The 16,946-nt window shown below is 73.3% G+C and carries 13 protein-coding genes, 1 tRNA gene and 1 pseudogene; 9 read left to right on the forward strand and 6 right to left on the reverse strand.

All coding sequences use genetic code 11. The features are described from left to right. The first annotated feature begins 57 nt into the window (after positions 1-57). From IE217_RS09645 to nrfD, 6 genes and pseudogenes are all read left to right on the forward strand, one after another. Positions 58-1,212, forward strand: a complete 1,155-nt coding sequence (locus IE217_RS09645) for an acyl-CoA dehydrogenase family protein (RefSeq protein WP_190177314.1) — start codon at positions 58-60, stop codon at positions 1,210-1,212. Then, positions 1,212-2,066: a phosphate/phosphite/phosphonate ABC transporter substrate-binding protein gene (locus IE217_RS09650; RefSeq protein WP_190177315.1), complete on the forward strand. Its 855-nt coding sequence runs from the start codon at positions 1,212-1,214 to the stop codon at positions 2,064-2,066. The genes IE217_RS09645 and IE217_RS09650 overlap by 1 nt, the downstream gene beginning before the upstream one ends. Further along, complete coding sequence (locus IE217_RS09655; protein WP_229865158.1) at positions 2,063-3,292, forward strand: ferritin-like domain-containing protein; 1,230 nt, start codon at positions 2,063-2,065, stop codon at positions 3,290-3,292. Before IE217_RS09650 ends, IE217_RS09655 begins: the two co-directional genes overlap by 4 nt. Positions 3,293-3,419: 127 nt before the next feature. Continuing rightward, positions 3,420-5,061: pseudogene (qcrB, locus tag IE217_RS09660) on the forward strand (cytochrome bc1 complex cytochrome b subunit). Between the two features lie 27 nt (positions 5,062-5,088). Further along, a complete protein-coding gene (locus IE217_RS09665) occupies positions 5,089-6,141 on the forward strand; it encodes a 4Fe-4S dicluster domain-containing protein (RefSeq protein ID WP_373297983.1) in 1,053 nt (350 codons plus the stop codon). Beyond that, the gene (nrfD, locus tag IE217_RS09670) at positions 6,138-7,157 is read left to right on the forward strand and encodes an NrfD/PsrC family molybdoenzyme membrane anchor subunit (RefSeq protein WP_190177316.1); all 1,020 of its coding nucleotides are present in this window, start codon (positions 6,138-6,140) and stop codon (positions 7,155-7,157) included. The genes IE217_RS09665 and nrfD overlap by 4 nt, the downstream gene beginning before the upstream one ends. Before the next feature lie 7 nt (positions 7,158-7,164). Here the strand turns inward: nrfD and IE217_RS09675 are convergent, their stop codons facing one another. Genes IE217_RS09675 through IE217_RS09695 form a run of 5 tightly spaced genes read right to left on the reverse strand, consistent with a single transcriptional unit; the run spans position 7,165 to position 11,112 of the window. Next, the gene (locus IE217_RS09675) at positions 7,165-7,878 is read right to left on the reverse strand and encodes a haloacid dehalogenase type II (RefSeq protein WP_229865159.1); all 714 of its coding nucleotides are present in this window, start codon (positions 7,876-7,878) and stop codon (positions 7,165-7,167) included. After that, a complete protein-coding gene (locus tag IE217_RS34605; RefSeq protein WP_229865162.1) occupies positions 7,868-8,404 on the reverse strand; it encodes a hypothetical protein in 537 nt (178 codons plus the stop codon). The genes IE217_RS09675 and IE217_RS34605 overlap by 11 nt, the downstream gene beginning before the upstream one ends. A gap of 13 nt (positions 8,405-8,417) precedes the next feature. Continuing rightward, positions 8,418-8,792 (reverse strand): hypothetical protein, encoded by a 375-nt coding sequence (locus IE217_RS09685; protein WP_190177317.1) that lies wholly within the window; start codon positions 8,790-8,792, stop codon positions 8,418-8,420. Further along, positions 8,789-10,468, reverse strand: a complete 1,680-nt coding sequence (locus IE217_RS09690) for a cytochrome c oxidase subunit I (protein ID WP_190177318.1) — start codon at positions 10,466-10,468, stop codon at positions 8,789-8,791. The genes IE217_RS09685 and IE217_RS09690 overlap by 4 nt, the downstream gene beginning before the upstream one ends. Further along, positions 10,465-11,112, reverse strand: coding sequence for a cytochrome c oxidase subunit II (locus tag IE217_RS09695; protein ID WP_190177319.1), 648 nt, complete (start codon positions 11,110-11,112; stop codon positions 10,465-10,467). Before IE217_RS09695 ends, IE217_RS09690 begins: the two co-directional genes overlap by 4 nt. A 248-nt stretch (positions 11,113-11,360) precedes the next feature. On the opposite strand from IE217_RS09695, the gene IE217_RS09700 reads away from it, so the two are divergent. Together IE217_RS09700 and fdh are read left to right on the forward strand one after the other, a co-directional pair. After that, a complete protein-coding gene (locus tag IE217_RS09700; RefSeq protein WP_190177320.1) occupies positions 11,361-12,392 on the forward strand; it encodes a hemerythrin domain-containing protein in 1,032 nt (343 codons plus the stop codon). Positions 12,393-12,395: 3 nt separating this feature from the next. Continuing rightward, positions 12,396-15,656 (forward strand): formate dehydrogenase, encoded by a 3,261-nt coding sequence (fdh, locus tag IE217_RS09710; RefSeq protein ID WP_229865163.1) that lies wholly within the window; start codon positions 12,396-12,398, stop codon positions 15,654-15,656. Between the two features lie 46 nt (positions 15,657-15,702). Here fdh and selD read toward each other — a convergent pair whose 3' ends face one another. After that, on the reverse strand, positions 15,703-16,728 hold the full coding sequence (gene selD, locus IE217_RS09715) for a selenide, water dikinase SelD (protein WP_190177322.1): 1,026 nt from the start codon (positions 16,726-16,728) through the stop codon (positions 15,703-15,705). 90 nt (positions 16,729-16,818) lie between these two features. Here selD and IE217_RS09720 point away from each other — a divergent pair. Next, positions 16,819-16,911: transfer RNA gene (locus IE217_RS09720), tRNA-Sec, on the forward strand. Positions 16,912-16,946 lie beyond the last annotated feature (35 nt).

Raw genomic sequence — 16,946 nt, forward strand, 5'->3', positions numbered from 1 at the left:
TTGGCTGGACGGCGGACAACCGGACCGCCCCATCCAGTGACGAGGAGCGCCCCTGCCATGACCGCGTCCACCGAAGTCCCGCCGTCCGCGGCGGGCGAGCGTCTCGAAGCGGTGCTGCGCGAGACCGTCGGACCGCTCGCCGACGAGGTCGACCGCACCGGCCGGTTCCCCCGGGACGGCGTGCGGGCCCTGGCCGGAGCCGGCGTGCTCGGGCTGCTCGGCGCACCGGAGCACGGCGGACAGGGCGGCGGTCTGCGCCAGGCGGCCGGTGTCATCGAACGGCTGGCCGGGGTGTGCGGTTCCACGGCCATGGTGCTGCTGATGCACTACGCGGCCACGACGGTGATCGACCGTCACGGGCCCGGGGAGGTGCGCCGGGCGATCGCCGGGGGCCGCCATCTGAGCACCCTCGCCTTCTCCGAGAAGGGCTCCCGCAGCCACTTCTGGGCGCCCGCCGGCACGGCCGTCCGGGAGCAGGACGGCACGGTGCGCCTGAACGCGGAGAAGTCGTGGATCACCTCGGCCGGCGAGGCCGACAGCTATGTGTGGTCCAGCAGGCCGGTTGCGGCGGACGGCGTGATGACGCTGTGGCTGGTGCCCGGGGACAGCGCGGGCCTCCATGTGCACGGCGACTACGACGGCTTCGGGCTGCGCGGCAACGCCTCGAGCCCCGTCACCGGCAAGGCCGTCGCGGTCGCCGGGACGGCGATGCTGGGCGCCGACGGAGAGGGCCTGGACACGGCTCTCGCGGTGGTGCTGCCCTGCTTCCTCGTGCTGAGCGCGGCCTTCTCCCTCGGGGTGACCGAGGCCCTGCTGGACCTGACCGCCTCCCACCTGCGCGGCTCGCGCCTGGAGCACCTCGACCGCACGCTGGCTCAACAGCCGCTATCCCGGCAGGAGTTCGCCCGGCTGCGGCTGCGCGCGGACGCCGTACGGTCGTTCCTGCGGGACACGCTGACCGCGCTCGAGGCGTCGCGTCCCGAGGCCCGGTTGCGGGTGCTCCAGGTCAAGGCGCTCGCGGCGGAGACGGCCGCCGAGGTGGCGGACGGCGCGATGCGGCTGTGCGGCGGGTCGGCCTTCCGCCGGGACCTCGGGGTGGAGCGGCGGTTCCGGGACGCGCTCGCGGCCCGGGTGATGGCCCCGACGACGGAGGCGCTGCACGACTTCTGCGGGCGTGCCGAGCTCGGCCTGCCGCTGTTCGAGGAGGCCTGATGAGCGGCGTCGTCCTGGGCGCGGTCGCCTACGACCCGAAGGTCGTCACCATCTGGTCCGGGTTCCGGTCCTGGCTGCGGCGCCACGATCTGCCGCTCGACTTCGTGCTCTACGCCCACTACGAGCGGCAGGCCGAGGATCTCGTGGCCGGGCGGATCGACACGGCCTGGCACTCCCCGCTGGCCTGGCTGCGCACCCGCTCGCTCGCGCGGGCGGCGGGGGTGCGGGTGCGGCCGCTGGTCATGCGGGACACCGACCGGGACCTGAGTTCGGTGGTGGCCGTCCGGCAGGACGCGGCGATCCGCGCCGCGGCCGACCTCAAGGGCGAGGCGGTCGCCGTGGGCGCGGTGGACTCCCCGCAGGCCACCCTGCTGCCCCTGCACCATCTGCGCGGGCTCGGGCTCGAGCCCGGCGCCGACTTCGAGGTGCGGCGCCACGACACCGGGGTGGGGCTCCACGGCGACCACATCGGCGGCGAACGGGACGCTGCCCGCGCCCTGATGGCCGGCGAGGTGGCGGCGGCCTGCATGACCGACAGCAACCACCTGCTGTTCGGCCAGGAGGGCACCCTCCCCCCGGGCACCACCCGCCTGCTGACCCGCACCGCCCCCTACGACCACTGCGTGCTCGCCGCCGGCCCGTCGCTCGACCCGGAACCCGGCGAACGCCTCACGGCCCTGCTGCTGTCGATGTCCGCCGCCGATCCGGAGGTGCGCCACCTCATGGACCTGGAGGGCCTCACCCGGTGGCTCCCGGGCCGGGACACCGGCTACGAGGCCCTGGCGGCGGCCGTCGAGGAGACGGGGTTCTACGACGCCGACGGGCGCGTCACGGCCGCCGGCTACCACCCGTGACCGGCGCCGTTTCGTCCACCGGCCCGAGCCCGGCACGGCTCGTGGACCTGGCGGCCCTCGGCTTCGACCAGGGCGCGCACCTGCTGCTGCGGCGGACGCTGCGCCAGGTGCCGGCCGGGGGACGGGTGGCCGTCGCGGGCACCGATCCGGCGCTGGTCGCGCACCTCACCGCCTGGTGCCGGCGCGCGGGGCACACCGTGTCCCCCGCGCCGCCCGCCGACGCGCCCGTACGGGCGTACGTCGTGCGCGGGGCCGGGGAGGAGGACAGGCAGCGGGGTTCCGAGCGGGCCGGGAGCGCGCGGGCGGGGCAGGTGGCCGAGCGGGCGCCGCTGCACTGGGGGCTCGCGGCGCGCGGCGCGCTGGTGGAGGCGGGCGGTCCCGAGCTGCCGTTCCCGGTGGCCGACCGGGACACGGCGTGGACGGACCTCGCGCCGCGGCTGTACCGGCAGGCGGCCGCCTCCCAGTGGGACCCGGCGAGCGCCATCGAGTGGGACACGCCGTTCGAGCTGCCCGGCGAGGTCGAGTCGGCCGTCGTGCAGGTCATGACGTACCTGGTGGAGAACGAGCAGGCGGCCCTGGTGGTGCCGGGCCGGCTGCTGGTCCAGGTGCACCCGCACTTCCGCGAGGTGCTCCAGCTGCTCGCCGTGCAGGCCGCCGACGAGGCGCGGCACGTGGAGGTCTTCACGCGGCGGGCGCTGCTGCGGGGCGGCGCGATGGGCACGTCGTCGGCGGGCGGCCGGGCGTCGCTGGCGACCCTGCTGACCGAGCCGGACTTCTCGATCGCCTCCTTCCTGCTGTCCGTGCTCGGCGAGGGCAGCTTCCTGAATCTGCTCACCTTCCTCGACCGGCACGCGCCGGACCCGGTGACGCGCAGGATCAGCCGTCTGGTGCGGCAGGACGAGGCCCGGCACGTCGCCTTCGGCGTGGGTCACCTGGAGCACCGCGCCGGGGTCGACCCCCGGCTGCGCGGCCGGCTGCGGGCGGCCGTGGAACGGCGGCACGACGTACTCGCCCGCACGGCTGGTCTGAACCGGGACGTGTTCGACGCGCTGGTCCTGCTGGCCGCCGGTTCCTGGGAGCCGGCCGCGATCGCCCGCGGCTGGCGGGCGGTGCGGCGCCTCCAGGCGGAGATGGACGAGGGCCGCCGGCACCGGCTGTCCCGGCTGGGCTTCCCCGACGACGAGGCCGCCGCCCTCTCGGCGCTGCACACCCGCAACTTCATGTGACCGCGAGGCCCGGCCGCGGTCCCCGCGCGACGGTTTCGGGCGAGCGCGGTCCGGGCACCCGTGCCAGGCTCGAAGAGGAGCACCGGGGGTGCGGCGTCCGACGGCGGCGGAAGAAGGGCGGTACGGCGTGGCGGCATCTCGCAGGCGCGCTCCGCAGGACCCGCCGTCCCGGGGTGAGCGGGTGGCGAGCGCGCTCGACAAGCGGCTTCCGCTGGGCCTGGCGGGCAAGAAGTTCCTGCGTAAGGCGTTCCCGGACCACTGGTCTTTCCTGCTCGGCGAGCTCGCCCTCTACAGCCTGCTCATCCTGGTGCTCACCGGCACCTTCCTGAGCTTCTTCTTCCACCCGGACATGACCGAACGGCCGTACACCGGCTCGTACGCGCCGCTGCGCGGGGTGCAGGCGTCGGAGGCGTACGCCTCGGTGCTGCACATCTCCTTCGACATCCGCGGCGGCCTGCTGCTGCGTCAGATCCACCACTGGGCCGCGCTGGTGTTCGTCGCGTCGATCGGCGTGCACCTGATGCGGATCTTCCTCACCGGCGCCTTCCGGCGGCCGCGCGAGGTCAACTGGACCATCGGCGTGACGCTGTTCGGGCTGGCCCTGCTGGAGGGTTTCTGCGGCTACTCGCTCCCCGACGACCTGCTCTCCGGGACCGGGCTGCGCACGGCACAGGGCATCATGCTGTCGATCCCGGTGGTCGGCACGTACTTCCAGTTCTTCGTCTTCGGCGGCCAGTTCCCCGGGCACGAGATCATCCCGCGGCTGTACGTCTTCCACATCCTGATCCTGCCGGGGCTGCTGCTCGCCCTGGTCGGCGTGCACCTGGCCTTCGTCGTGTACCACAAGCACACGCAGTGGGCGAAGCCCGGACACAGCAACCAGAACGTGATCGGCAAGCCGCTCGTCCCCCCAGTACACGACCAAGTCGGTCGGCCTGTTCTTCACCCTGACGGGCGTACTGGCGCTGATGAGCGCGCTGATGCAGATCAACCCGGTCTGGGACTTCGGCCCCTACCGCGCCGACCACGTGTCCATCGACGCGCAGCCCGACTGGTACGTGGGGTTCCTGGAGGGCGCGCTGCGGCTGATGCCGGCGGCCGAGACGAACGTGGCGGGGCACACCTTCGTGTGGGACGTGTTCCTGCCGGGGGTGGTCCTGCCCACGGCCCTCTTCATGCTTCTGTACGCCTATCCGTTCTTCGAGCGCTGGGTCACCGGTCCCGCGCCCGAGCAGCACCTGTGCGACCGGCCGCGCAACCAGCCCACGCGCACCGCGCTCGGTGTCGCGGCCCTCTCGGCCTACGCCGTGCTGCTGCTGGCGGGCGGCCAGGACGTGCTGTCGTACGTGTTCCACGTGCCGTTCGAACTGATGACGTACACCCTGCGGGCGGCGTTGTTCGTGGTGCCGTTCGTGGCCTACCACGCGGCCAAGCGGGCCTGCCTGGGGCTGCAGGCGGCCGACCGCAGACGGCTGCTGGAGGGCCGCGACACCGCGAAGGTACGGCGCGTCGACGGGGGCGGATACGTGCGGGAGCGCACGCTGCTGTCCGCGGAGGACGCCTACCGCATCCTCGTCCGCGACGAGCCGCGCCCCCGTGTGCACGGCACGGAGGCCTGGCGGCTGTGGCACCGGCACCGCGTCCGCAACGCGCTGAGCCGCTGGTACTTCGCCAAGCGCGTGGAAATGCCGACGACCGAGTGGCAGCGGGAGCGGATCGAGGTGGCCCGCGCCGGTCCGGCACAGGCGGAGGACAGCGGTGAGAGCTAGACGAGGCTTGAGCGAGGAGGACCGAGCATGACCGAGGCCAACACCACGGCGGCGCGCGGAAGCGGCGGCGACCCGCCACCCCCGTCCGAGAACCTGCTGTACGGGCCGCAGCCCAATGTCGCGCAGGCCGCCGGCTACACCGATGTACCGCCCCGCATGGGCTTCTTCACCGACACCTCGGTGTGCATCGGCTGCAAGGCCTGCGAGGTGGCGTGCAAGGAGTGGAACTCGGTGCCGGAGGACGGCCTGGAGTTCACCGGCATGTCGTACGACAACACGCAGGGGCTCGGCGCGGACACCTGGCGGCACGTGGCCTTCATCGAGCAGCGCAAGCCGCTGGGCGGCCAGGAACCGGGGGTCGGCCACGAGGGCTTCGACGTGTTCGAGGCCGCCCGCTCCCTCGGCACCTCGCCCGCCTCCCCCGGTCCCGGCGCCACCGCGCCCTCCCCCCAGGCGGCGCCCGCCGGGGCGCCGGCCGGGGAGATCTCGCCGGTGTCGCCCGACGGGCGCACCGAGCTGCGCTGGCTGATGGCCTCCGACGTGTGCAAGCACTGCACGCACGCCGCCTGCCTGGACGTGTGCCCCACGGGGGCGCTGTTCCGCACCGAGTTCGGCACGGTGGTGGTCCAGGAGGACGTGTGCAACGGGTGCGGCTACTGCGTGCCCGCCTGCCCGTACGGGGTGATCGACCAGCGCAAGGAGGACGGCCGGGTCTGGAAGTGCACGCTGTGCTACGACCGTCTGGGCGTCGGCATGGAGCCCGCCTGCGCCAAGGCCTGCCCGACCGACTCCATCCAGTTCGGCCCGCTGGAGGAGCTGCGGGAGCGGGCCGCCGCCCGGGTGGCCCAGCTGCACGCGGCGGGCGTCACCGACGCCCGGCTCTACGGCGAGAGCCCCGAGGACGGGGTCGGCGGCGACGGCGCGTTCTTCCTGCTGCTGGACGAGCCGGAGGTGTACGGGCTGCCGCCGGACCCGCAGGTCACCACCCGCGACCTGCCCGCGATGTGGAAGCACGCGGCGATGGCCGCCGTGTCGCTCGCCGCGCTCGGCGTGGCCAGTTTCGTCAGGAGGCCGCGATGAGCGGATCGGACGTCACCCGCGAGGGTGTGCAGGGGGCGCGGCCGGGGCGGGACGCGCCGACCGGGGCGCGGGCCGGGCGGCGCAGGCGGCGGCGCGGCCGCGGCGAGCAGCCGATGGTCCCGGACGCGCAGTTCTCGTCGTACTACGGCAAACCGGTGCTCAACAAGCCGACCTGGAAGCCCCTCGACATCGCGGGCTACCTCTACCTCGGCGGGCTGGCCGGGGCCGCCTCGCTGCTGGCCGCCGGCGCGCACGCGACCGGGCGGCCCGACCTGGCGCGGGTGGCGAAGCTGGGCGCGGCGGGCGCCATCACCGTGTCGCTGGGCGCGCTCGTGCACGACCTCGGGCGGCCGGCCCGCTTCGTCAACATGCTGCGGGTGTTCAAGCCGACCTCGCCGATGAACATGGGCTCCTGGCTGCTGTCCGGGTACGCCCCGCTGACGATGGCCGCGGCGGCCGCGGACGTGGCGGGCCGCTACCGGCTCGTGGGCGCGGGCGCCACCGCGGGTGCGGCCGTGCTCGGTCCGGCGGTCGCCACCTACACCGCCGTGCTGCTCTCCGACACAGCGGTGCCGTCCTGGCACGAGGGCTACCGGGAACTGCCGTTCGTCTTCGCCGGGTCCGGGGCCAGCGCGGCGGCCGGGCTCGCCCTCGCGAGCGTACCGGCCGCGCAGGCGGGTCCGGCCCGGCGCATGGCGGTCCTGGGCGCGGCCCTGGAGATGGGTCTGTTCCAGCTGATGAAGCGCCGGATGGGCATGCTCGCGGAGCCGTTCGAGCGGGGCAGGCCGCACACGTTGCTGCGGGCCGCCGAGGTGCTCACGGCGGGCGGTGCCGCGCTGGCGGCGCTGAGCGGACGCCGCCGCGAACGGGGCCTGGCCGTGGCCGCCGGAGTGGCGCTGATGTCCGGTTCCGCCGCGCTCAGGTTCGGCGTCTTCCACGCCGGGGTGGACTCGGCCGAGGACCCCAAGTACACGGTCGTGCCCCAGCGCGAACGCCTCGAGGCGCGCGCCGGCTGAACCGGGGTCAGCTCCCTGGCCGGCCTCTCCGTGCGGTGAGGCGGTGGGCGAGGTCCGTCAGGGCCTCCGCCTCGGCGTCGGGCGGGTGGAGGGCCGAGGGGTACGGGACCGGCTCGCGGCGCAGCCACGCGGTTCGCAGGCCCGCGCGGGCGGCGCCGTCGACGTCCCACGGGTGCACGGCGACGAGCATCGCGGAACCGGCGGGCACACCGGCCGTCCGCAGGGCGTGGGCGTAGGCGGCCGGGTGCGGTTTCCAGCGGCCGCCCGCGCCCTCGACGTCGAGGTGCGCCTCGAACAGGTCCGCGAGCCCCGCGCGCCCCAGGACCGCGCGGGTGGTGCCGGCCGAGCCGTTGGTCAGGGTCAGCATGCGCACTCCGGCCGCGTGCAGTTCCCGTACGCCGTCGGGCACGTCCGGGTGGACGGGCAGGTCCGGCAGGGCGTCCAGGACGTGCCGCACCGCGGGCTCGGCCTCCTGCCCGGGCCGCTCGCGGGCGAGCAGGGCGCGCAGTCCGTCGGCGGCCACCTCCGCGAAGGACGCGCGGCCGCCCGCCAGGGTCAGGGCGATGCCGTCGCGCAGCACGCCAGCGAACCACGCCGGCAGCAGCCCCGCGTCCAGGCCCACGTCCGTCAGGCGGGCGCCGAGCGCGCTCATGTCGGTGATCGTCTCGTTGACGTCGAAGACGAGGACGTCCGGACGGGGGTCAGGGGACTCAGGGGACACGGGGTTCACCGCCTGTCGTCATGGCGAGGTCGTCGAGGGCCTGCCGCTCCTCGCGGTTCACCCAGGTCCAGGTGACGGCGGCCGCAGCGAGGCCGACCGGGAGCATTCCCACGATCATGGCGATGCCCTCGGCCGGGCGCCCGGCGGCGACGACGCCGACGGCGGGCAGGTCGAGCAGGGGCGCGGCCAGGAACAGGTACAGGCAGCGGCCGGGATCGCTCAGCCGGTGCCGGGTGCGGGCGGCGGCAGGGAGCCAGAAGAGCACGGCGGCGGCCAGCAGGACGGGTTCGGTCAGCAGCGCGCCGCCCGGCGTCCCGTGCCGCAGCGGTTCGCCGAGCACGGCCCAGCCGTGCGCCAGCACCAGCAGGGGCAGCGCGGCACCGGCGGGCACGCTGACCCGCTGCCACAGCGGCGAGCTCCGGGTCAGCCGCACCACGGCGGGGACCACCGCGGCAAGGACGAATCCCGACAGCCCCATCGTCAGGACGGAGGACAGCGTCGAGGACATGTGCGCCGAGTGGTCCATCCCCACGCCCCCTTCAGTCTTCCTCGGCGGCGGTGCCGTGCAGCGCCATGGCGATCGCGACGGCGAGCAGCGGCACGGCGAGGGCCAGCAGCCACAGGCCGTAGACGAAGGCCAGCGCGACGAGTGCGCAGCCGAAGGCGGCCGGCGGCACGGCGGCCGCGCCCCGGTAGGGCAGCCGGTAGCGGACCTGCTGGTCGGGGCCGGAGCGCGAGGACGCCAGGACGGCGAGCGCGGCCAGTTCGAGCAGGACGACGACTCCGCCCCACAGCCAGAACACCAGGGAGCTCTCCCCGTAGATGCCGAGCACCGCGAGCAGTACGCCGTTGAGCACTCCCCAGCCCGCGACGACGAGGTACGGCAGCCGGCCCTTGAGTCCGTCCCGGTTCACGAGCCGCTCGCCTCCTTCGCGGCCGGCGTCCCGCCCTCGCGCTGTCTGAGGTCCAGCAGCGGGGCGAAGCTGGTGACGGGCGGGACGGGCCGGCCGGGGGCGAAGTTGAGGCGCGGCGGCGGCGAGGTCGTGGCCCACTCCAGGGTGTACGCGTCCCACGGGTTGTCGCCCGCCGGCCGGCACCGGCCGAGCGCGGCCTTGCGCAGCGTCCACAGCACATTGACGGTGAACGCGGTCATGGCGAGGGCGAGGACGCCCGCGCCGATACTGGCGAGCAGGTTGAGCCAGGCGAAGCCGTCGAACGTGGCGTACGTCGCCACCCTGCGCGGCATGCCCAGGTAGCCGAGGGCGAACATGGGCAGGAAGGTCAGGTTGGTGCCGATCACCAGCAGCCAGAAGTGCAGCCGGCCCAGCCGTTCGCCGAGCATCACGCCGGTCACCTTCGGGAACCAGTAGTAGACGGCGGCGAAGAGGCCGAAGGCGCTGCCCGCGAACAGCACGTAGTGCAGGTGGGCGACGATGAAGTAGCTGTCGGTGACGTGGTAGTCGATCACCGGGGTGCCGATCATGATGCCGGTGAGCCCGCCGATCAGGAACTGCGGGATGAAGGCCAGCGCGAACAGCATCGGCACGGGGAAGCGCAGCCGGCCGCCGAGGACGGTGCCCACCATGCCGAAGTACTCCACACCCGCGGGTACCAGCAGGGCGATCGAGGTCAGCGAGTAGTAGTCGTTGGTGGCCTGCCCGGTGGCGAACATGTGGTGGCCCCACACGCTCATCGAGATGGCGGCGAACACCAGCAGCGACAGCGCGGTGCCCTTGTAGCCGAAGAAGCGGCGGCCGGAGAAGACGGCGAGCACCTCGGCCACCGCGGCCAGGAACGGGAAGAACATCACGTACACCACGGGGTGGCCGTAGAACCAGAACAGGTGCTGGTAGCCGATGTTCCACACGTTGGAGGCGAAGACGGACGCGTCGGCGCGGCCCACGGCGAGCAGGGTGAGCGCGGCGAGCAGGGCGGGGAAGGCGCCGATCACCATCAGGCAGGTGGCGATCATCGACCAGCAGAAGACGGGCAGGCGCAGCATGGTCATGCCGCGGGCGCGCCGGCGCAGCACCGTCCACAGCACGGCCCAGCCCATGATGATGACCCCGGTGGTGGCGAGCATGACGCCGCCGATCCACAGGTCCGAGCCGATGCTGGGCGAGTGCTCCTTGTCGGCCATCGGCGGGTAGGAGAACCAGCCGTCGGCGTGGGCGCCGTTGGGGGTGGCGAAGCCGGAGAGCATCATCACCGCGCCGAGCACGTAGAGCCAGTAGCCCAGCAGGGTCAGGCGGGGGGCGGCGATGCCGGGGGCGCCGATCTGGAGGGGCACCAGGTAGACGCCCATGCCGATGGCGAACGGGGTCATGACCATGTAGATCATGCCGGAGCCGTGGATGGTGAAGACCTGGTTGTAGGTGAGGGGGTCGAGGAAGTGCTCGTCGGGCTGGGCGAGCTGACCGCGCATCAGCAGCGCGAGGACGCCCATGAGCAGGAGCAGCACCAGCGAGGTGGCGACGGTGAGCAGTCCGATGCGCTTGTGGTCGGTGGAGGTGGCCCAGCCCAGCCAGCCGCTCGGCGCGACGGGCCGGCCGCCGGTGGCCTCCTTGTCCTCGGGGGGTGCGACCGTCATGCCGCCGCCCCGGCGAGCGGCTGCCCGTGCAGGAACCGGTCGTACTCGTCGGGCGGGACCGCCTTGATCCAGAAGTCCATCGCGTAGTGCCGCTCGCCGCAGAACTCCGCGCACCGGCCGCGCCAGCGGCCCTCGTGGTCGAGGGTGAGGGTGAAGGTGTTCACGTGGTCGGGGAAGGCGTCCATCTTGTAGCGCAGGTCCGGGATCCACAGCGAGTGGATCACGTCCTTGGCGGTCAGCCGCAGGCGCACCGGGCGGCCGGCCGGCACGACCAGCGTGGGCAGGTCCCTGCCCCGGCAGGTGCCGGTGACGCTGCGCTTGACCGGTGACTGCGGGTAGGAGAACTTCCAGCACCACTGGAAGCCGGTGACGTCGACCGTCACGGGTGTGCTGCGGGGCGGCCGGTGCTCCCGGTGGTTCTGCCAGGCGGTCCAGGCGACGAGGAAGACCGCGAACGCGGTCAGGACGCCGACGTAGTACTTCTCCAGCGTGGGCCGTTCCGGCTGCCCCGTGACCGGCGTGCCGCGCGCGGCACGGCGGCGCAGGAGGGCGTGGCCGAGCAGGGCGAGGACGACGAGGAAGACGAAGCCCGCGATCGCGGACTCCAGGGCGAAGACGCTGCCGAAGACGTGGCGCTGGACCACCCTGTCACCCCTCGCCGGCCCTGCGGCTGCCCCGGACACACATACGACCACTCCCATCGCGCCCCGCCGCACCGCGGCCACCCGGACATTACGGTCATGCCGGACAGTGTGCGAGCGGACACACCGCCGTACCGCAGCCGGGAGTCCCCCCGCGTCCCGCGCTCACACCTCCCGGCGCGGGAGGCGTCTGTTTCGCGCGGGACGACAGGGGTACTTCGCAGCAGCCGGACCGGAAGGAGGCGACGCGTATGCCCAGCCGCACGCAGGTGCAGCGTCTGCTCGCGGACGGCCTCGACTACGAGGAGGCCGGACGCCGGCTGGGGGTGCCCGCGGGACAGGCCTTCCTGATCGCCACGGGACTGCCCGCCGACGGCGGGGACACCCTCACCACCGCGGAGCAGCACCGCCCCGGCATGCCCCAGGAGTCCACCCAGCACCTGGCGAACCCGCCGGCCGGCAATCCCACCGGCAAGGACGTGGTGCCGCGCTGGCTCGAGCGGCGCGCCGGCGGCGACGGGCCGATGCGGCGGGCCGCCGAGGCCCGCGACGCCTGTCCCGAGGGCGACCGGGCGCCCGGTGACGTGCACGAACTCACCGCCGTGCTGACCCGCGACCACGACCGCGTCAACGCGCTGCTCAAGCAGCTCAAGGCGCTGCCGGGGCTGAAGAAGGGCGGTTCACCCGCCCAGCGGTCACGGCGCGAGTCCATCGTCGACCTGATCGCCGAGGCGCTGGCCAGTCACGAACCCTCCGAGCAGCAGTACCTGTGGCCCACCGTGCGTGAGGCGCTCGACGAGGGCGACCGGCTGGCCGACGAGGCGCTGGAGCAGGAGCGCGAGGGCGCGGGCACCCTGGCCGCGCTCCAGGGCGCCTCGCCCGACAGCGAGGAGTTCGACGAGCTCGTGGAGCGGCTGGAGTCGCAGTTGCGCAAGCACGTGGCGTTCGAGGATGCCGTGTTCGCCCGGCTGCGGAAGAATCTCCCACGCGAGGACCGCGAGCGGCTGGGCTCCGAGGTTGTCCGGTCCTGGAGGACCGGACCGACCCGGCCCCACCCGCACGCGCCGCAGCAGCCGCCCGCCGCGGTGGCCGCGGCCGGCGCCGCGGCCGCGGCGACGGACCGGGCGCGGGACAAGGCCGGCGGACGGCCCGCTGACCGCAAGGGCACCGAGGACGAGAGCAGGAGCGACGTACCGCAGGAGCAGGGGCCGGCGGCCTCGAAGGAACCGCGGGAGCGGACGGGCCGGAAGAACGAAGGCTTCGGACAGAGCAAAGGGCTGTGAGACATGGGCGTACGCACGTGGATCGACTCCTGGCCGGTCTACCGCCAGCTCAAGGGGACCGATCCCCTGGGCCGCGGGGCCGCCGCCAAGAGCGGGCCGACCGCACGGCTCACCCCCCGGGTCGCCTCCGCCGACCGGGTGGTGAAGTCCGTCTGCCCGTACTGCGCCGTGGGCTGCGGCCAGAACGTCTACGTCAAGGACGAGCAGGTCACCCAGATCGAGGGTGACCCCGACTCCCCCATCTCCCGTGGCCGGCTGTGCCCCAAGGGCGCCGCCAGCCTCCAGCTGACCACCGGAAGCGCCCGCGGACACCATGTGCTGTACCGCAGGCCGCACGGCACCGAGTGGGAGCGCCTGGACCTCGACACGGCGATGGACATGATCGCCGACCGGGTGATCAAGTCCCGCCGCGACGGCTGGCAGTGGGAGGCGGACGGCGTCCGCACCCGGCGCACCCTCGGCATCGCCAGCCTCGGCGGGGCGACGCTGGACAACGAGGAGAACTATCTGATCAAGAAGCTCTTCACCGCCATGGGCGCCATCCAGATCGAGAACCAGGCGCGTGTTTGACACTCCTCCACCGTTCCCAGTCTGGGAACCTCGTTCGGCCGCGGCGGCGCGACCACCTTCCAGCAGGACCTGCAGAACTCCGACTGCATCGTCATCCAGGGCTCGAACATGGCCGAGTGCCATCCGGTCGGGTTCCAGTGGGTGATGGAGGCCAAGGCCCGCGGCGCGAAGGTGATCCACGTCGATCCGCGGTTCACCCGGACCAGCGCCCTGGCCGACGTGCACGTGCCGCTGCGCGCGGGTTCGGACATCGCCTTCCTCGGCGGGATCATCAACTACGTCCTGAGCAACGACAAGTACTTCCGTGACTACGTGGTGGCGTACACCAACGGGCCGATCGTGCTCGGCGAGGACTTCCGGGACACCGAGGACCTCGACGGCGTGTTCTCCGGGCTCGACCCGGACAGCCGCAGCTACGACAACACCAGCTGGCAGTACGAGGGCATGGAGGTGCAGGCGGCCTCCGGGCAGCGCGACCAGGAGTACGACAAGCGCACCGGCGACAGCAGCGCGGTGACCGCGGCGGCGCGCGGCGAGGCCCACGGCTCGGGCGGCGCCGACATAGGAGAGGGCAGGCCCGAGCGCGACGAGAGCATGACCCACCCGCGGTGCGTGTTCCAGGTGCTCAAGCGGCACTACGCCCGCTACACGCCCGAGATGGTCGAGCGGATCTGCGGGGTGCCGCAGGAGCAGTTCCGGCAGGTGTGCGAGCTGGTCACGGAGAATTCCGGGCGCGAGCGGACCACCGCGTTCGCCTACGCGGTCGGCTGGACCCAGCACACGGTGGGCGTGCAGTACATCCGCGGGGCCGCGGTGCTGCAGCTCCTGCTGGGCAACATCGGCCGGCCGGGCGGCGGCATCCTCGCGCTGCGCGGGCACGCCTCCATCCAGGGGTCGACGGACATCCCCACCCTGTTCAACCTGCTGCCCGGGTACATCCCGATGCCGCACGCGCACAAGCAGGAGGACCTGGACGCCTTCGTGCACGCCGAGGCGGCGAGCAAGGGCTTCTGGGGCGGCATGCGCTCGTACCTGGTGAGCCTGCTCAAGGCCTACTGGGGCGAGGCGGCCACCCCGGACAACGACTTCTGCTTCGACTACCTGCCGCGGCTGACCGGCTCGCACTCCACCTACGAGACGGTGATGGCCCAGCTGGAGGGCACCTGCAAGGGCTACTTCCTGTACGGCGAGAATCCCGCCGTGGGCTCGGCCAACGCCAAGCTGCAGCGGCTCGGCATGGCCAACCTGGACTGGCTGGTCGTACGGGACTTCTCGCTGATCGAGTCGGCCACCTGGTGGAAGGACGGCCCGGAGATCGAGACCGGGGAGCTGCGCACCGAGGACATCGGCACCGAGGTGTTCTTCCTGCCGGCCGCCGCGCACACCGAGAAGGACGGCAGCTTCACCAACACCCAGCGGCTGCTCCAGTGGCACCACCAGGCCGTCGAGCCGCCCGGCGAGGCGCGCAGCGACCTGTGGTTCACCTTCCACCTGGGGCGGATCATCCGGCAGAAGCTCGCCGGTTCGACCGACCCGATGGACCGGCCGCTGCTGGATCTGACGTGGGACTACCCGACGAAGGGCGAGATCGCCGAGCCCGAGGCGGAGGCGGTGCTGGCGGAGATCAACGGCTATGACGCCGAGGGCCGTCCGCTGACCTCCTACGAGCAGCTCAACCCCGACGGTTCCACCGCGTGCGGCTGCTGGATCTACTGCGGCGTCTACACCGACGGCGTCAACCAGGCGGCCCGCCGCAAGCCGGGCAAGGAGCAGAACTGGGTGGCGAACGAGTGGGGCTGGGCCTGGCCGGCCAACCGCCGCATCCTCTACAACCGCGCCTCGGCCGACCCGGACGGCAAGCCGTGGAGCGAGCGCAAGGCACTGGTGTGGTGGGACGAGGACGAGGCCGAGTGGACGGGCCACGACATCGCCGACTTCTCCAAGGACAAGTCGCCCCACCACCAGCCGCCGCCGGACGCGAGGGGCGCCGAGGCGCTGTCGGGCACCGACGCGTTCGTGATGCAGGCCGACGGCAAAGCATGGCTGTACGCGCCCGCGGGTCTCACGGACGGGCCGCTGCCGGCCCACTACGAGCCGCAGGACTCGCCCTTCCCCAACCTGCTCTACAAGCAACAGCGCAATCCGGTACGGCAGTTGATGCCGCCGCATCCGGACAACCGCTACCAGCCCAGCCCCGATGACCCGGGCGCCGAGGTGTTCCCGTACGTGGCCACCACCTACCGGCTCACCGAGCACCACACGGCCGGCGGCATGACGCGCTGGCAGCCGTATCTGGCCGAGCTGCAACCGGAGTTCTTCTGCGAGGTCTCTCCGGAACTGGCCGCGGAGCGGGGCCTGGAGCACACCGGGTGGGCGACGATCGTCAGCGCCCGGGGCGTGATCGAGGCGAGGGTGCTGGTCACCGACCGGATGGCGCCGCTGAGGGTGCACGGGCGCGCCCTGCACCAGGTGGGCCTGCCCTACCACTGGGGGCCCAACGGCTACACCACGGGCGACGCGGCGAACGAGTTGCTGCACCTCTCGCTCGACCCGAACACCCACATCCAGGAGGCCAAGGCGTTCGCCGTGGACATCCGCCCGGGCCGCCGGCCGCGGGGTCCGGCCTCGGTGGAGCTGGTCCGCTCCTACCGGGCGCGTGCGGGCATCGACGAGCACACGGGGACCGAGCTCTGACGGGACGGAGACCGGGGTTCCTTCCCCGGTCTCCGTCGCGGGGGCCTCACCGCAGGACGACCGAGTGCTGCCCGCGCGGGAGGAGTTCGCCGATCACCGGGGCGCCCGGGATCTCGCCCGCGACCAGCAGGCCGCCGGAGGTCTGGGCGTCGGCGAGCAGCAGGCGCGTGTCGGTGTCGGCGCCGCCGAAGTCCGTGTGCGGCGCGACCCATTCGAGGTTGCGCCGGGTGCCGCCGCTGACGTAACCGTCGCGGACGGCCTCGCGGGCGCCGTCCAGATACGGCACGGCGGCGGTGTCGACGACCGCGGTCACGCCCGACGCCCGTGCCAGTTTGTGCAGATGGCCGAGGAGGCCGAAGCCCGTGACGTCGGTCGCGCAGGACGCGCCGGCGGCGAGGGCGGCGGCGGACGCGTCGCGGTTGAGGGCCACCATGGTGGCCACCGCCTGCTCGAACCGCTCGCCGGTCGCCTTGTGACGGTTGTTCAGCACGCCGAGGCCCAGGGGTTTCGTCAGCGACAGCGGCAGCCCGGGCCGGCCCGCGTCGTTGCGCAGCAGCCGCGCCGGGTCCGCGAGTCCGGTGACGGCCATCCCGTACTTGGGTTCGGGGTCGTCCACGCTGTGTCCGCCGCCCACGTGGCAGCCCGCCTCGGCGGCGACCTCGAGGCCGCCGCGCAGCACCTCGCGGGCCAGCTCGAACGGCAGCACGTCACGCGGCCAGGCCAGCAGGTTGACGGCGAGGAGCGGGCGGCCGCCCATGGCGTAGACGTCGGACAGTGCGTTGGCCGCGGCGATGCGCCCCCAGTCGTAGGGGTCGTCGACGACGGGGGTGAAGAAGTCGGCGGTGGAGACCATCGCCTGCGCGGGGGTGCCGTCCGGCGCGGGCAGCGCGACGACGGCCGCGTCGTCGCCGGTGGCGAGCCCGACCAGGAGCGGCGCCCCGCCGGGGGCCGGCAGCGCCGCCGACAGGCCGCCCAGCACGTCCTCCAGTTCGCCGGGCGGGATCTTGCAGGCGCAGCCGCCGCCGTGGGCGAACTGCGTGAGCCGTACGGGGGTTTCGTGGGTGGCGGTCATGACGGTCTCCGGGGTCGGTGACGGTGGAGCGGCGGTTCGGCCTGGGGGGTCGCCGGTTCGGGCGGGGCCGTCCGGTAGCCTGACGGCGGTGGAGGCGTGTGGGTGCCTGGTGGCCCTCCCGGTCTTCAAAACCGAGGTGTCCGAGGATCTCGGGCAGGCGGGTTCGATTCCCGTCCGCCTCCGTCGTCCGCCGTGCCGGGCCGGCAGCGTCTGCGCTG

Origin of the sequence: Streptomyces naganishii JCM 4654, from assembly GCF_014650575.1 — a bacterium.
Taxonomy (GTDB): domain Bacteria; phylum Actinomycetota; class Actinomycetes; order Streptomycetales; family Streptomycetaceae; genus Streptomyces; species Streptomyces naganishii.

What these genes read in the sequence shown, in the direction of transcription:
- IE217_RS09645 (WP_190177314.1), top strand. Translation starts at nt 58, where the DNA reads ATGACCGCGTCCACCGAAGTCCCGCCGTCCGCGGCGGGCGAGCGTCTC.
- IE217_RS09650 (WP_190177315.1), top strand. Translation starts at nt 1,212, where the DNA reads ATGAGCGGCGTCGTCCTGGGCGCGGTCGCCTACGACCCGAAGGTCGTC.
- IE217_RS09665 (WP_373297983.1), top strand. Translation starts at nt 5,089, where the DNA reads ATGACCGAGGCCAACACCACGGCGGCGCGCGGAAGCGGCGGCGACCCG.
- nrfD (WP_190177316.1), top strand. Translation starts at nt 6,138, where the DNA reads ATGAGCGGATCGGACGTCACCCGCGAGGGTGTGCAGGGGGCGCGGCCG.
- IE217_RS34605 (WP_229865162.1), bottom strand. Translation starts at nt 8,404, where the DNA reads ATGGACCACTCGGCGCACATGTCCTCGACGCTGTCCTCCGTCCTGACG.
- IE217_RS09690 (WP_190177318.1), bottom strand. Translation starts at nt 10,468, where the DNA reads ATGACGGTCGCACCCCCCGAGGACAAGGAGGCCACCGGCGGCCGGCCC.
- IE217_RS09700 (WP_190177320.1), top strand. Translation starts at nt 11,361, where the DNA reads ATGCCCAGCCGCACGCAGGTGCAGCGTCTGCTCGCGGACGGCCTCGAC.
- selD (WP_190177322.1), bottom strand. Translation starts at nt 16,728, where the DNA reads ATGACCGCCACCCACGAAACCCCCGTACGGCTCACGCAGTTCGCCCAC.